This window comes from Psychrobacter sp. CX90 (genome assembly GCF_057396305.2).
On sequence record NZ_CM182008.1, the window covers coordinates 2,796,222 to 2,812,052 of the forward strand.

The 15,831-nt window shown below is 39.4% G+C and carries 11 protein-coding genes; 4 read left to right on the plus strand and 7 right to left on the minus strand.

Going from position 1 to position 15,831, the window contains the following annotated elements:
• Nucleotides 1-107: 107 nt before the first annotated feature.
• Complete coding sequence (locus AC2SLN_RS11155) at nt 108-1,829, plus strand: formate--tetrahydrofolate ligase (protein WP_486549410.1); 1,722 nt, start codon at nt 108-110, stop codon at nt 1,827-1,829.
• A gap of 206 nt (nt 1,830-2,035) precedes the next feature.
• Here AC2SLN_RS11155 and AC2SLN_RS11160 read toward each other — a convergent pair whose 3' ends face one another.
• The gene (locus AC2SLN_RS11160; protein ID WP_486549409.1) at nt 2,036-3,196 is read right to left on the minus strand and encodes a MalY/PatB family protein; all 1,161 of its coding nucleotides are present in this window, start codon (nt 3,194-3,196) and stop codon (nt 2,036-2,038) included.
• A 187-nt stretch (nt 3,197-3,383) separates the two neighbouring features.
• Between AC2SLN_RS11160 and AC2SLN_RS11165 the strand changes: the two genes are divergently transcribed.
• Nucleotides 3,384-5,078 carry a WG repeat-containing protein gene (locus AC2SLN_RS11165; RefSeq protein WP_486549408.1) on the plus strand — a complete coding sequence of 565 codons (1,695 nt, stop codon included), beginning with the start codon at nt 3,384-3,386 and terminating at the stop codon, nt 5,076-5,078.
• A 33-nt stretch (nt 5,079-5,111) separates the two neighbouring features.
• On the opposite strand, the gene AC2SLN_RS11170 is transcribed toward AC2SLN_RS11165, so the two are convergent.
• Both AC2SLN_RS11170 and AC2SLN_RS11175 read right to left on the minus strand, forming a co-directional pair.
• Nucleotides 5,112-5,567: a GNAT family N-acetyltransferase gene (locus tag AC2SLN_RS11170; protein ID WP_486549407.1), complete on the minus strand. Its 456-nt coding sequence runs from the start codon at nt 5,565-5,567 to the stop codon at nt 5,112-5,114.
• A 425-nt stretch (nt 5,568-5,992) separates the two neighbouring features.
• Nucleotides 5,993-9,244: a hypothetical protein gene (locus AC2SLN_RS11175; RefSeq protein WP_486549406.1), complete on the minus strand. Its 3,252-nt coding sequence runs from the start codon at nt 9,242-9,244 to the stop codon at nt 5,993-5,995.
• Nucleotides 9,245-9,407: 163 nt separating this feature from the next.
• On the opposite strand from AC2SLN_RS11175, the gene AC2SLN_RS11180 reads away from it, so the two are divergent.
• Nucleotides 9,408-9,533, plus strand: coding sequence for a hypothetical protein (locus AC2SLN_RS11180; RefSeq protein ID WP_486549405.1), 126 nt, complete (start codon nt 9,408-9,410; stop codon nt 9,531-9,533).
• 157 nt (nt 9,534-9,690) lie between these two features.
• Here the strand turns inward: AC2SLN_RS11180 and AC2SLN_RS11185 are convergent, their stop codons facing one another.
• Nucleotides 9,691-10,023 carry a hypothetical protein gene (locus tag AC2SLN_RS11185; protein WP_486549404.1) on the minus strand — a complete coding sequence of 111 codons (333 nt, stop codon included), beginning with the start codon at nt 10,021-10,023 and terminating at the stop codon, nt 9,691-9,693.
• Nucleotides 10,024-10,120: 97 nt separating this feature from the next.
• Nucleotides 10,121-10,933, minus strand: a complete 813-nt coding sequence (locus AC2SLN_RS11190) for a crotonase/enoyl-CoA hydratase family protein (RefSeq protein WP_486549403.1) — start codon at nt 10,931-10,933, stop codon at nt 10,121-10,123.
• A 327-nt stretch (nt 10,934-11,260) separates the two neighbouring features.
• On the opposite strand from AC2SLN_RS11190, the gene rlmF reads away from it, so the two are divergent.
• On the plus strand, nt 11,261-12,259 hold the full coding sequence (rlmF, locus tag AC2SLN_RS11195; RefSeq protein WP_486549402.1) for a 23S rRNA (adenine(1618)-N(6))-methyltransferase RlmF: 999 nt from the start codon (nt 11,261-11,263) through the stop codon (nt 12,257-12,259).
• Between the two features lie 94 nt (nt 12,260-12,353).
• On the opposite strand, the gene AC2SLN_RS11200 is transcribed toward rlmF, so the two are convergent.
• Both AC2SLN_RS11200 and gyrB read right to left on the minus strand, forming a co-directional pair.
• Complete coding sequence (locus AC2SLN_RS11200) at nt 12,354-12,965, minus strand: manganese efflux pump MntP (RefSeq protein ID WP_486549401.1); 612 nt, start codon at nt 12,963-12,965, stop codon at nt 12,354-12,356.
• A 154-nt stretch (nt 12,966-13,119) separates the two neighbouring features.
• Complete coding sequence (gene gyrB, locus AC2SLN_RS11205) at nt 13,120-15,759, minus strand: DNA topoisomerase (ATP-hydrolyzing) subunit B (protein WP_486549400.1); 2,640 nt, start codon at nt 15,757-15,759, stop codon at nt 13,120-13,122.
• Nucleotides 15,760-15,831: the final 72 nt, after the last annotated feature.

Genomic DNA, 15,831 nt, shown 5'->3' on the forward strand with positions numbered 1-15,831 from the left:
GCCATTAGGGTCTGTTGAAGGATCAAACAGCCCCTAGTCTGAAAGGCTATCCCTTTAAAAAATAATAAAAATCAACTCCCAAACTCCTATATACCGAGGACAAGAGCATGGCTGCACTTAGTGATATTGAAATAGCCCAAAATGCCACGTTACAACCGATTAGCGCTATTGCTGAAAAAATTGGCTTAGCATACGATAAGATTGAGCCCTATGGACACCATAAAGCCAAATTAAACCCCATGGATGTTTTCTCCCAGCCAGCCAAATCTAAGACTCAATCAAAAAAGGCCAAGCTAATTTTGGTGACCTCCATTAACCCCACACCTGTCGGAGAAGGGAAAACCACAGTGACAATTGGTTTAGCCGATGCTTTAAACCGTTTGCACAAACAGCAAAATACTGGAGAGAAAACTATCGTAGCTCTGAGGGAGCCCTCTCTCGGACCTGTATTTGGTATCAAAGGCGGCGCTGCTGGTGGCGGGTATGCTCAAGTAGTACCAATGGAAGATATTAATCTGCACTTTACTGGAGACTTCCACGCTATTGGTGCCGCCAACAACTTACTAGCGGCTATGATCGATAACCATATTTATCAGGGTAACGAATTAAATATTGACCCCAAACAAGTGCTGTGGCGACGTAGCGTAGACATGAATGATCGACAACTGCGCAACATCATTGGTGGGCTTGGTAAACGAACAGACGGCGTGGCACGTGAAGATGGTTTTGATATTACAGTGGCATCCGAAGTCATGGCTATCTTTTGTTTGGCAAAAGACTTGGCCGATTTAAAAGACCGTCTGGGCAATATATTAGTCGCCTACACCTACGACAACAAACCTGTATATGCCAAAGAGTTAAAGGCCAACGGTGCTATGGCTGCTTTGCTTAAAGAAGCCATCAAACCAAACCTTGTGCAAACTATTGAAGGCACGCCCGCCATCGTGCATGGTGGTCCTTTTGCCAATATTGCTCATGGTTGCAATTCAGTGATTGCGACACGGGTTGCCATGCATTTATCAGATTACACTTTAACCGAAGCAGGCTTTGGGGCTGACCTTGGCGCCGAAAAATTCTGTGATATTAAATGTAACTTAGCAGGGCTGACGCCTGATGCGGCCATCATTGTCGCAACCATTCGAGCACTGAAATACAACGGAGGGATGCCAAAATCTGACCTTACGGAAGAGAATTTAGCAGCGTTAGAAAAAGGCCTGCCCAACCTGCTAAAACACATAGAAAACATGAAAGAAGTGTTTGGTTTACCCATTGTTGTCGCTATTAATCACTTTATCAGTGACACAGATGCCGAAGTTGAGCTAGTGCGTAAAGCCTGTGCCGATAAAGGAGTAAAGGTTGAGCTGTGCCAAGTTTGGGAAAAAGGGGGCGCTGGTGGAGAGTCCCTTGCTCAAACACTACTAGACCTACTTGCCAGTCATGAGAATCAACCGAGCAGCTTTAAACTGGCGTATGCTAATGAAGACAGCATTATTGATAAGATTAGAGCGGTTACCATTCGAGTCTATGGGGCAGATGATATTGAAATTAGCACCACTGCTATGGCAAAAATTCGCCGCTTAGAAGATATAGGCCTAGATAAAATGCCTATTTGTATCGCTAAAACACAATACTCGTTAACTGATAATGCCAAACTACTTGGACGCCCTGCTGGTTTTAATATTTATGTGCGAGACGTTAGTGTCTCTGTTGGTGCAGGATTTATTGTGGTCATTTGTGGCAATATCATGAGAATGCCAGGTTTACCCAAACACCCTTCTGCTAAACATATCGATATTGATGCTGAAGGTAATATTTCAGGGTTATCCTAAGTCTAAAATCGCTGTCACTTTGGCTAACTGTCTTGGCTAACTGTCTTGGCTAGCTGTCACTTTGGCTAACTGCCTAACGGCTATGGTTATTTAGAGGGTTAGTCCTACTGAGCTGCTGAGTTGAGTAACGCTATACAACTTCTACCCTATTTTGTTTGTACCTATTCCTTCCTTGCCTTTGCTCGCCAACCAAAGTGATAAGGTAATCAATCCGTAGATAATGCCTGATGAATACGGTTCAAACCTTCACGCAATAACGCTCTCGGACACGCCACATTGAGTCGCACCTTTAAATGTCCCTCATTACCATATTTGATGCCCGAGTTTAACTCCACTTTGGCTTGGCGTAACTTGTCATAAAGCAGCTTGTCATCATCCGCATAAGCAGAACAATCCAGCCAAATTAAATATGAGGCCTCTGGACGCATTACCTTAATATCTGGTAAATGTGATGTCAAAAACTCAATGGTTAAATCGATATTTTGCTCGATATATTCCAGTACTTGTGTGAGCCACTGCTCTCCATGCTCATACGCACTTTGCATCACTGTATACGCCAATAAATTGAGCTCATATTCGTCATTTAAGCGCTGTTTTTGCTTAATTTGCTCAATTAATGCCTTATCTTTAGCAAATATCATCGAACCTTTAATACCCGCTACATTGAAGGTCTTGGTCATTGAGGTCAGACTTACCACGCGGTGTGCATATCCCTTTGCTGCTGCAAGCTTTAAAAAGGGTGTAAATGTGTAACCACTCAAGGTCAAATCTTGGTGAATCTCATCACTGACAATCGCCACATCGTGCTTTTGGCACACGTCAAGCAACGCTGATAACTCCTCTGCCGTCCAGACACGCCCGCCCGGATTATGCGGATTACACAGCAAGAAAACTTTAATTTTATGCTTTTTAATTTTGGCTTCGATATCGTCTAAATTAAAGACATACTTTCCGTCTTGCTCGACAAGCGCAGAGCGAATAACCTGACAGCCATTAAGCTTTGTTTTAGTAACAAAAGGTGCATAAATGGGGTCGTTTATGAGTACCGCATCGCCCACTTGGGTGAACACATTGATCATCAGCGAGATACTTGGTACCACACCGGGGGAGAATATAATTTGCTCAGGCTTTAGGTGCAAATCATAGCGACTACCATGCCATTTTATAATTGCTTGATATAACGCATCGGTTTGTTTGGTATAGCCTAATATACCGTGGTCGATGATATGTTGAAGGCTATCTAACACGGGTTTGGGTGCTTTAAAATCCATATCCGCCACCCATAGCGGAATGGTGTCGTCCTCATAATGCCATTTAATCGACCCGGTATGACTTCTGTCGATAACTTCGTCAAAATTGTATTGCATGGTGGTCTCCTGAAAGGTATAAGAGTGGTGTTTTATGCTATTTATCTTTCTACCTATCTTTAATACTGTAGAATCTATAAACCTATTTTAAGTTTAATTTAAGTGTGTCTTAGCTCTTGCTAGCTTATCGTTAATAACGACTCTGCTTCTGATAGCGTGTCAAGCTACTTCAAACGGTCAAACCCTTATGGCATTAAATAAAAATGTACCAAATACATCAGTATATACGTCATTTATTTGTACTGATACAGAACCGACTTTACAAGACCCTATACTCGACATAATTGAAATTGATAATAAATATGGGTTTATAGATAAGTCAGGCAATCTAGTTATAGAACCTAAATACATAGGTGTCATTGGGTTTGGGGATGGGTTAATAGGCGTGCAAATTGATGATAAGTCTTACCTTCTTTTATGTGGGTTTATTAACTATCAAGGTGAGACTGTCATTCCCTTTGAATATCAAGACGCATCACACTTTTCCCAAGGTCTTGCACCCGTCAAAAAAGACGGCAAATTCGGATTTATAAATCGTAATAACGAGGTCGTCATACCTTTTCAATATGACCATGCCGATGCTTTTTCTGAACTTGGTTTGGCAAGAGTTGAAATGGATGATAGTTGGGGGTTTATAGACACTCAGGGTCAACTGGTAATCCCTTATTATGAAAATGCCACCTCGTTTAAAGATGGTTTAAGCTTAGTCCGTAGCCGTTGTAAAACTGAAGTAATTAACACTCAAGGTACTACGGTAACCCCCTCCATTATGGTCTCAAATAAAAATACTCCAAATATATCCTCTTATACTACATTTATTTCATCCATTATATCTCCTTACACCAAAACGACTGTCCAAGACCCGATACTCGACATAATCGAAATTAATAATAAATATGGGTTTATTGATAAATCAGGCAACCTAGTTATAGAACCTAAATATATAGGTGTGACAGGATTTGGCGATGAATTAATAGGCGTGCAAATTGAAGACGACACTCATCTTTTTTTATGTGGGTTTATTAACTATCAAGGTGAGACTGTCATTCCCTTTGAATATCAAGACGCATCACACTTTTCCCAAGGTCTTGCACCCGTCAAAAAAGACGGCAAATTCGGATTTATAAATCCTAATAATGAGGTCGTCATACCCTTTCAATATGACCATGCCAATTCTTTTTCTGAAGGCAGTTTGGCAAGAGTTAGAATGGATGAAAGTTGGGGGTTTATAGACACTCAAGGTCAACTGGTAATCCCGTATTACGACAGTGCGAGCTTTTTCTATAAAGGGTTAAGCTCTGTGCGTAAATACAATAAAACAGGGGTTATTAATACTCAGGGTGATATCGTCATTCCTTTTGTCTATGACAATCATTACTTAGATTTTAATGAAGAAGGCTTAGCTAGAGTTCAACAAGATAATAGGTGGGGTATCATTGATACGGCTGGCGAGATTGTGATTCCTATTGAATTTGAGGATATGGGTTATTTTAATGAAGGCCTATTAGCTGTGAAACGTGACGATCAATGGGGCTATTTAGACCAGCAAGGCAATATTGTTGTACCCTTTGAGTATGAAGAAGCTTCAGGCTTCGTCGATGGGCTTGCACCTGTCAAACAAGAGGGGAAGTATGGATTTATCAACCGTCAACAACACGTCATAATTCCATTTGTCTATGAGGAAGCCTTCTGTTTTGAAGCTGGGTTAGCCGCTGTTATGATAGACGATAAATTTGGTTTTATTAATAACCAAGGTGAAGTGGTCATTCCTTTTAAGTATGATTTAGTGGGTGCCTATAACAATGGTTTATTTAGTGTAAAAATCATTGAAGATGTAGGTTGGCATAAAATTAACCATCAAGGACAGCGGGTAGATAATTAGCGACTTGTCATCATGGTAGCTCGTTCTATACCCTTACGTATCGATTCGCTCTATCTCAGTGAGTGCACTATTTCGATAATGAATATCTTCACGTACGTCAAAACCAAGCTTGTTCCAAAACCCATTACCGATCTGATTGTCCTTAAAGATAAATAACCCAACTTTGGCTATGGACAAACGCTTCATCTCATCCAGTACATTGTGTACCAAAGCCTGCCCGATGCCTTGATTACGATAAGCAGTATCCACCGCGGTATGATAGATATAACCTCGTCTACCGTCCTCGCCTGCGATAATCACTCCGACAATTTGTTTGTTGCCATTTTCATTATCGCTTTCTGCGACATAGCTTAGAGTTGGGTTGCGCTTCAACATCCGCTCGATGCCTGCTTGCGAGTCGTCAACGTCGTTAAGTCCCATGTTTGGGGTGTTTATCCATAGGGTGTAGACAGCATCGTAATCAGCAATTGTCATTGGGCGAATGGTCATGGGATTGGCCTTGATAGAAAGATCAAAAAAAAGGATTAAACTATAACTTGCTTGGTATATATTACAAGTTAGCTTTATACTCTCATATCATTTAAGCTTTTTTATAATTTAGCTAATAAATCTTAGATATTTATCACCAATGATGTGCCTTTTTTAAAAACCACATCACAAAAGACCTTTTTGTTCATCGTTCATTGCTATCTGCATTATCGCTATTGCATTGATAAGCTTTGTAATAGTTTCACGTTCATTTAGGCTAAAGCGGTTACTGAAGTAATACCGATTTATTCAAGATATTAAAATGTGTGAAAAGCCATCTCAAACAAGTGTTTGGGATGGCTTATTTAAAGGGGATTGAAGAGGGGTAGTTTTGGCTGATATTAAAAACACCCTTAGACTAAAAATACTTGAAGCACTATTTAGTACTATTGTTTTCTACTGCTAAATTCCATTGACTCCAAAGCTTTAAGATAAGGAGGATTTTCCACACCTACAGGCACAATTATATTGTCATCAGAGTAAATAGCTACTTTTTCTAAATCATTGATGCTTATTTCCCATGCTTGTTTTATAACAATGTGTTTCAATTTAATAGCTAAGTCGAATGCAACTTTAGGTTCGCTTTTTCCTTCAACTATATAAGCTGGTGCTATTTTAAAGTTATGAAATTTATTATACAAACTTTCGAAAGCATTCCAACCCGAATCGCTACTAGGTTGCATAGTTTGAATGCGAGATATCATTGTTATAAGTTTAGCTTTTCCTCTTTCCTTAATGTTTTCAGATATAACAACTCTATAATAAGCTGGGTTGTATTTATCAATACCCCTAATGACAGAGATACGAAGTCTATTATCCCGATCAACAGATGTAAGTTGTTCGATTAAATCTCTAAATATTCTTAATCCTTGTTCTCTATCTTTAAAAAGCAGAAACATGTAGGGTGATTCATTAGGCAGGACAGCATAGCCAACACCATTCCATACAGTAGTATCCCATAAGTCGACTCTAATTAGTGAAGTTATGGCTAATTCACTATGCTTGTGCTCTTCCATCTCAAAATAAGGCACATCATTATGGTCACCAATTTTAACTTCCTCCATCTTTTCAATTGTTTTGGGTATAGTACTATCCCAAACAGCTTTTCTCATTAAAGGATATCGTTCTCCTTGAGTCAGCTTATCTAATAAATTTTGATTTGCATTCTCTCCAAGAACGTTATATATCGCCCCTAAACATGTCTCAAACATCATAGAACGAGCAAAGACCAAATCTTCAGTAATCATTTTTTTAAGACTGGTTTCAAGATCTTTAATAATAAATGCTTTATCAATCAAACTAATGATAAAAAACTCAAACTGTTTGTTTATGACAGGTTTATTAGTGGGATTTAAACTAGCCCATGTATAAGGATGACAAAAAACTTCGAAAACTGAACCTCTGTCCTGTACAGAGAACTCATAACTTAATAAGGTATCGGAATCTTCAAAAGAAGAGATATCAATATAAATTTTAGGGATTTTTGCATAAATATCGTCTGTTAAAGCGGTGGCAAGAAAGCTTTCAAGGCTAGTATAGATAGCTTCCGCTAACTCAATAAAAGGGGTTTTATTAGGAAAGGATACTTTCACCTCACATCCTAAGACTTTGGATGAGTAGCTAATATATTTGGGAGTTAATAACAATAGTTTTGACAATGGATGCCCTGTATCGCTGTCTCTAAAATCAACCATTAATTGTAATATTCTTTTTTCATCATCACAGTCGAGTAGCTTCTTAACCTCATCTTCATAGCCAAGAACATATAGTAAAGCAACCTTAGAGTAAAATAATCCAAAAGCCTCTAAACTTTCGACTAAATATTCTAGCTCCTGAATATCTTTTAAATCACAATTAAGTAAAAGGTGTGCTAAACATCCATCAAAATTCTCAATTTTATCTTCATCGATAAATTCGCTACTAATTGCTTGAGAACTTAACAAAGCAGTTTCATACCATGTGAGAGACTGAGCTATACGTCCAAGGACTAACTCATTCCAAGCTACAGAAAAGTAAGCTTCAACAGCTTTAGATAAAATGACTCCATTTTTATGGAAGTAGTTGGTTAATAGAGAAGAAACTATTAAAAGACTTCCTCTAGCAGCCCAATGTAAGTCTACTTGCGTATATATGGTTGCTAAAGCCATATTAGCAAATGTCACATCTTCTATGGATTCCTCTTTATTAAGAGGAGCAAGTGTTTTTCCAATCAACTGAATAGCTTTGTAATAGTTTTTCTTCTCAGCTTGCCTCAAACCACGTTCGAGTGTCAGTCTACTGACTTTTGTATCTCCATGTCTCTTTATTGACTGCTCTGTAAGATAATCTTGTAGAGCCTGATAGCCTGTATACTCACTAAACAAGTTGTCTAGCTCGTTAATGTAGCCATAAACATTTTCAAATGGGAAACCTACTAAATACTCACCATCTTCACAAATACTTAGTATTCTATAAAAAATCTCATTCATTTTTTCATAATCTTGAAAAAACAAAATTAGTTCAATCCTAGTTAAGGATAACTCAGCCTGTAAAGAGTTGCTTGGGCGACTTTTGTCCTTTGAGATATCTTTTAATTGATTAATTGTGTGTGCTACTATCGAATCATCTTGTATGCCCTCTTTATTAGTCTTTATATACGTTTCAGTAATATAAATAGTTAAGAGAGTTACGAAATCATCCCAAAGTATTGAGTTGCTAGATTCAGTGATTAATTCATAAATAGAAATGAAGTTAATTTTAAATAAATCAAAATCCTCAAACCAGTAATAAGATGCTCGTGCGTAGCTGTAATAAGCATTGAAGAGTTGGTTTGTTGTGCCAAAACGCTTTGCTATGTTAACAGCGCGAGCATAGTATCCTTGAGTTTGGAATACAGGTTGTTCTAGTTGCTTACTCAAATTAGCAACTTCTAAAAAAATACCAACTTTATTATGGCTAATATTATCAGGTTTAATTTCACTATTAATCTGACACTCTAGCTCGTCAAACCTTTGCTTTTTACTATAGTCATCAGCGCTTAATATAGTTTCTCGCTTAAAGCTTGTAGGTATTTGAAGTGTCTCAATAGCAATATTTTCCAGTTTATTCTTATAGGTTTCATCAAGTATCCAGCTTAAATCTAAAATACATACCTGAATGTTGTATTGTTTCGATAGCTCATCTTCAAGCGCACTTCTTTGATTAGCTTTAATAAGTTGATTAGTGATACAAAATACCTTTGTATAACCTCGTTCGGTTTCGATTATTTTTTTAACGTCAGTTTTACATTTCGATTTCCATGATTTTTGCGTACTAACAGCAAATGCCCAACGCTCATTGTTAGCATTGTTATTGACGCCTACATACCAAAGTAATTTATTTTGCTCTGATACAGGGAAGGTTTGAGTATCTGTTTTACCATCTCCACCCGCTACGGGTCCCGTTTGTTCTAACAAGTTCGGACAAATCACTTTTTGACAAAGTTCCTTAGCAAAGGTCTCAAACTGTAGTTCTTTGCTCTTCGTATTAAGGCTAATCAAGTAGTTTTCGAGGTGTACTCTATCAAGTTGACCTGTGATTGATTCTTCAGAAGTAGAGAATTGCTCGGGACGTCTATTCTTAAGAAACTGTTTGGGAGATTCTGAATCTTGGATATCCATATAATTACCTTGAACAAAATAAATGCTTATTAAAGTTGGGTTTGCTCATTTAAAAATACTAAATAAATCTATATTTTTATTAAAGTGACACTACAGCTCTAACCGACAAATTAAACAGTTTTTAAATGATACAGTTAAAACTACGATACATGATTATAAGATAATGATCTCACCGCTAGCCCCGATTGAAGCGGATATACTGGTGGCTAAAGGCGGTTGCGAGGGCTTGGTTTTGGCGTGGCGCGCGAAGCAGGCGACATGCCAAACCTTAGCCCATCGCCCGACTTAAGACAGCAGATAGTAGCAAAAAGCGGGAAATAGCTTCATTGATATTTATCTCAGTTAAGCATTTAACAACCCGCCCTAAAACCTAATCGTTATTTAAATAAATCATCACCGCACTGAGACTAAAAATGAGCCAATAGTCGAGATGTTGATGATAGTAGTTAATACTTATCTTTATCTACCTCACTTTCAATTTCAATATGACGCACTATTGAGGTTATGATCATAAGTAGTAGCGTTAGAACACCCCATATCTTAGCGCTCAGCCCAAAATCTGAAAGTGCCATAATAGAGAGGTTTTGGTCTATAAAGTAATGCTTGAGAGTGAGAAAAATATAAACAACCAGCGCCACCATAAAACCACGATAATGACAGGTAATATATGGATGCCCTTTAATACGCCAAGTTATGAGGTTAAATACGCCTTCAAGGACGACTGGACCGACTATTTCGAATACCACTCGTGCTAAAAATCGTACCGCATCATCTAACATTATTGCTACCTATGACTATTGTCTACCTTGCCCATCACGCTTGACCTAAATGCAGTATCGATTCAAGTCTTTATGAGTCATATAGATTAATCGCCCTCTAGCGGCCCTTAAAATCAGCCTCACGTCGTTCAACCATAGACATGACGCCCTCTTTGGCATCTTCTGAATGAAACAACGAGGGTAAGAAGCTATGGATATTGGTCAAGGCACTGCTAGCACCATTGAGAACGCCATCTTGCGCGGAGGCCAATACGCCTTGCACGCCAAGAGGGGCGGCTTTACTGATCTGTTGTGCCCACTCAAGTGCTTTATCATACTGGCTACCTGATTCGACAACTTCGCTAACAAGACTTAAACGCTCAGCTGTAATGGCATCAAACGGCTTGCCAGTTAATAGGTACGGCATGGCTTTTTGCCACCCTGCGGCCGCTACAAATCGAACGGTTGCCCCGCCAAATGGCATGATGCCACGTTGAACTTCCATTTGGGCAAAGTTACAGTCGCTACTAGCAACCACAACATCAGCATTTAGCATCAGTTCAATACCAGCGGTAAAACAAGTGCCTTGGACAGCGACGACTATCGGCTTCGTGCGTCTTTTGCCTGAGATGCCCCACGGGTCAATTTGGCTGTCATCAAAATTAAACACGCCTTTATCGAGTTTGTCTTGTAGTTCCATTAAATCCAGCCCCGCAGTAAAGTGCTCGCCATGGGCAAAAATTAGCGCACAACGTAGCTCACTATCAGCTTCATAACGGGTTAGGGCATCAGATAGCTGTGCAATCATATGACTGTCAAAGGCATTGCGTTTGTCGATACGGTTAAGCCCAATGAAGCACACATAGCCATCGGTTTGATAAGTGATACGGCTGTCTGAAAGGGCATCTTTATTGGTTTGTTTGGAGCTCATGGGGCATACCTTTTATTGTTGTGGTGTTTATTATTTAAGTTGGTTATCGTTTATATTTACTATAGCTCTATGATATAAATGTAGCAAATACCTCATCTTTAATAACGCTTAATTTTTGACTGTACCCAGCTAAAAGCACTATAAAAACGCTAGGATTTAAACAATAAGCATCATATCCAAGATTAAGAATATGAAGACTAGCTCGCACCTTAACAGGCTTTTAGGTTAAGAGCGTGCTGATAGGAGGGCGTTTTGAGCTCGATGTTACTTGACCAAATCTGTTAAACTAGCATTCATCCATCCACATTTGATAAGTTTTTGTACTCTATGACACAGCCTGTAAATAAGTCTAATCAACAAACGCCTCCCCCTAAATCTAGCAGCTTACACCCACGCAATCCGCATCAAGGTCGTTATAATTTTGATAAACTAACCAAGGCATTGCCTGAATTAGCAAAGCACACCATTACTAACCCTAGCGGTGAGCCGACGATTAATTTTTCAGACGCTGAAGCAGTGCTGACGCTGAATAAAGCCTTGTTGGCCTTGCATTACGGCATTAAGTATTGGGATTTACCTAAAGGTTATTTGTGTCCGCCTATTCCTGGCCGTGCTGATTATATTCATCAAGTGGCGGATTTATTGGCAAATAACAACACCAAGAATGCTAATGAATTAGAAAATAAAAAACCACGTGTGTTAGATATCGGTACTGGGGCGAGTTGTATTTATCCTATTATCGGTAGTCAAAGCTATGGCTGGTATTTTACCGCCACTGATATTAACCAAATGGCCTTTAATACGGCGAAAACTATTTGCGAGCTTAATCCCAATCTTAAAAAACTAGTAACTGTCAAACTTCAGCCCAATCCAAAAAATATATTTAAAGGCGTCATCGGTGAGCATGACTACTTCGATATCACGGTATGCAATCCGCCCTTTCATGGGTCAATGGAAGATGTCTTAGATGCCAACCAACGTAAGCAGTCAAAACTGCAAAAAAACCGTGCTCGTCGTAACCCGAATAGCCAGCTAAGTAATAGTGCAGCAAGCAAACAGGCCAATGCAACCAATAACCTCAACTTTGGTGGGCAGAATTCTGAATTATGGACTAAGGGCGGTGAGCTTGGTTTTATCAGTCAGATGATTAAAGAAAGTGTGCAGTATGCTAATCAAGTCAATTGGTTTACGACATTAGTCTCAAGAGCTGAGAATCTAAAAGCGCTTGATGCGCTATTAAGAGAAGGGGGCGCCAGACAAATTAAAACCATCAATATGCAACACGGTCAAAAAGCGACGCGTATATTAGCATGGCGTTTTAAGTAAATATAAACAACGCATAATTCCATTTAGAACTAAAAAAGACCTTTCGTATATAACAAAAGGTCTTTTTTATGGCTGATTGAATATAAACTGCCAACTACAATACCATCTTAATACCAATAGCGATTAACACCACACCGCCTAATATTTCTGCTTTATCTTCCAGCCAAGTACCGGATTGACGACCTAAATAGACTCCAATAAAACTCAATACAGCCGTTATCACAGCAATAATCGTACAGGCTAACCATGCATTAACGGATAATAGGTTTAAGGTAAATCCAGCTGCCATGGCATCAATACTGGTGGCAAGTGCCAATGATGTCATTAATTTATGATCTATTTTAATAGTAGCTAAAGACGCTCCAAGCTCATCTTCCACTTTACCAGTTAAGGCTTCATAAAGCATCTTGCCGCCTAGTATAACTAAAATAATACAGCCTATCCACGGTGCAGCAGAGGCTAACCAGCCAATTATCGCTGAGCCTAATAAATAGCCAATTAAAGGCATAACGCCTTGAGCAAACCCAAAATATAGTCCAGCCAGTAATGCCAGTTTCAGGACTATTTGCTTATTTTTTGGCTTAAAATTAATGCCATGCCGATTAGTACTGATAGCGAGCGTACCAGACTGTTTAGCCCCTAAACCAATGGAGACGACAAAGGCATCCATGGCTAGGGCAATCGCTAATAGAATCACTTCAAGCACATCGTTTACTCCTTTACTCAACGTCTATTTAATCATAAATAAGTTTCACGTGAAACAAAAAAAGCCACCTTACAAGTAAGATGACTTTTAATCTAGAAGTGACTAGCAAAGTTATTGAGCCAATAAAAAGGTATTGAGCCAATAAATCGATACTTTAGATATCTAAATTAGTCACAGTTAAAGCATTTTCTTCAATAAATTGACGACGTGGTTCAACATCATCCCCCATTAAACACATAAACAGATGGTCAGCAGCAATAGCATCTTCAATCGTTACTTTCAACATACGGCGATTTTCAGGATCCATCGTGGTATCCCACAGCTGGTCTGCATTCATCTCGCCTAGACCTTTATAACGCTGTACAGCTAAGCCACGACGGGCATCTTGCATGACCTGTTGCCATAAATGGTCAAAATCACGTAGTAGGGTATCTTTTTCGCCACGACGGATAAATGCCGTATCAGTTAAGAGCGTGTTCCATTCTTTTGATAAACGCATCAAACGCGCATACTCACCAGAATTAAAGAACCCGGAATCTAATAGATAATGCTGGGCAAGATTATGCACATAAATAGTAATACGAGGTAGCCACTGTGACTTGGTCGATAGCATTTCGCTATCTTTGCCTTCAATTATTTGAGCCTCTTCAATATTGTCATTCGGGTTATCTACTTTAGCCCCAACTTTAAATTTAAATTGATTATTAGCATCTTTTACCGCTTCTGACAGTTCGTCTTTTTTCGGTGCGTGGATATCATCAAGCTCAATCTCAGGGCTTAAATCTTTGCCAAATCGTTCAAGCTGCACTTGAAGTTGCGTTTTCCAATGGCTCATCGCCTCAAAATCATACGTCATTTCAGTAGTAAGTTTAGGCACATGCGTTAATGCATCAAGTAATACGGCAGGATAGCGGATTTGTAATCGTGCTTTCACCAATTGGGTTTGGTTATAATCATTTAAAAGAGTCTCAAGGGCTTGACCGGTTATAGCAGGAGCATCCTCACTGACATGAAGCTTCATTTCATCAATAGTAGAAGACAACAAATAGGCTTTGAGCGCTTCATCATCTTTTAAATAAAGCTCTTGACGGCCTTTCTTAACTTTATACAAAGGTGGCTGAGCAATATAAATATAACCCCGTTCAATAAGCTCAGGTGTTTGACGGAAAAAGAAGGTCAATAAGAGGGTGCGAATATGTGATCCATCAACATCAGCATCGGTCATGATGATGATTTTGTGATAACGCACTTTATCTGGATTGTATTCATCGGGGCCAATACCACACCCTAAAGCCGTAATTAACGTACCGACTTCAGCAGACGATAGCATTTTATCAAATCGCGCCCGCTCCACATTAAGAATTTTACCTTTAAGCGGTAATATGGCTTGGTTTTTTCGGCTACGACCTTGCTTAGCAGAACCACCTGCCGAGTCGCCCTCCACAATATAAAGCTCAGACAATGCAGGGTCTTTTTCTTGGCAGTCGGCTAATTTACCCGGTAGGCCAGCGATATCAAGGGTGGTTTTACGACGGGTTAACTCGCGCGCTTTACGGGCAGCATCACGCGCTCGAGCAGCGTCTATAATTTTATTAGCAATAGATTTGGCAGCGCCCGGATGCTCAAGCAGATAGTCGTTAAACTTATCATGCATAGCCGATTCAACAGCTGATTTTACTTCACTAGACACCAACTTATCTTTGGTTTGGCTTGAGAACTTAGGATCAGGTACTTTTACTGAAACGATAGCGGTAAGGCCTTCACGTGCATCATCGCCTGTTGTATTGACCTTTTCCTTTTTCATTAGTTTTTCATTGTCCATATAGCTATTTAGACAACGGGTTAAAGCAGATCGGAAGCCAGACAAGTGAGTGCCGCCATCCTTTTGAGGAATATTGTTAGTAAAGCACAATACTTTTTCATTGTAGGTATCTGTCCACTGTAAAGCCGCTTCAACCACAATGCCATCATCTTGTTCACTAACAAAATGAAACACGTCATTTAAGCCTTCTTTACCCGAATTGATATAAGCCACAAACTCAGATAGACCGCCTTTATGTTCAAACACATGCTTTTTATCTGTACGTTCATCCGTTAGAACAATACGTACTCCTGAGTTCAAAAACGACAGCTCACGTAAGCGTTTTGCTAAGATCTCATACTCAAACACAGTGCCAGTAAACACGTCTGAACTCGGATAAAAGCGAATCTGAGTACCTGTTTTATCAGTCTTTTCTAATTCTTGGATATCACTATCTGGTACTCCATCACTATAGGTTTGCTGATAATGATAACCTTCGCGCCAAATGTTCATTTCAAGCTTTTTAGATAGGGCATTGACTACCGATACACCCACTCCATGCAAACCACCAGATACTTTGTAGCTATTGTCATCGAATTTACCGCCTGCATGCAATACCGTCATAATGACCTGAGCAGCGGATACCCCTTCTTCAGGGTGGACATCGATAGGAATACCTCGGCCATTATCCATGACACTAACTGACTCATCTTCATGAATAATAATATCAATCTGGTCACAATGGCCGGCCAAGGCTTCATCAATTGAGTTATCGACTACCTCAAATACCATATGATGCAGACCTGTACCATCGTCCGTATCCCCAATATACATACCAGGACGTACACGCACGGCTTCAAGACCTCTCAGTACCCGAATATTTTTTGAACTATATTCTTCTGGCAAGGCATCTGCAGGTAAATCAGCTAAATTAGTACCCTCTGCAAGACTTTCTATTAGTTCATTTTCGGTTACGGGGTTTGACTCACTCATGACACATCCTTTACAAAAACAGCAATACTGAACTTTCAGCAATTTATATGAAATATTAAGCAGTGTACTAAT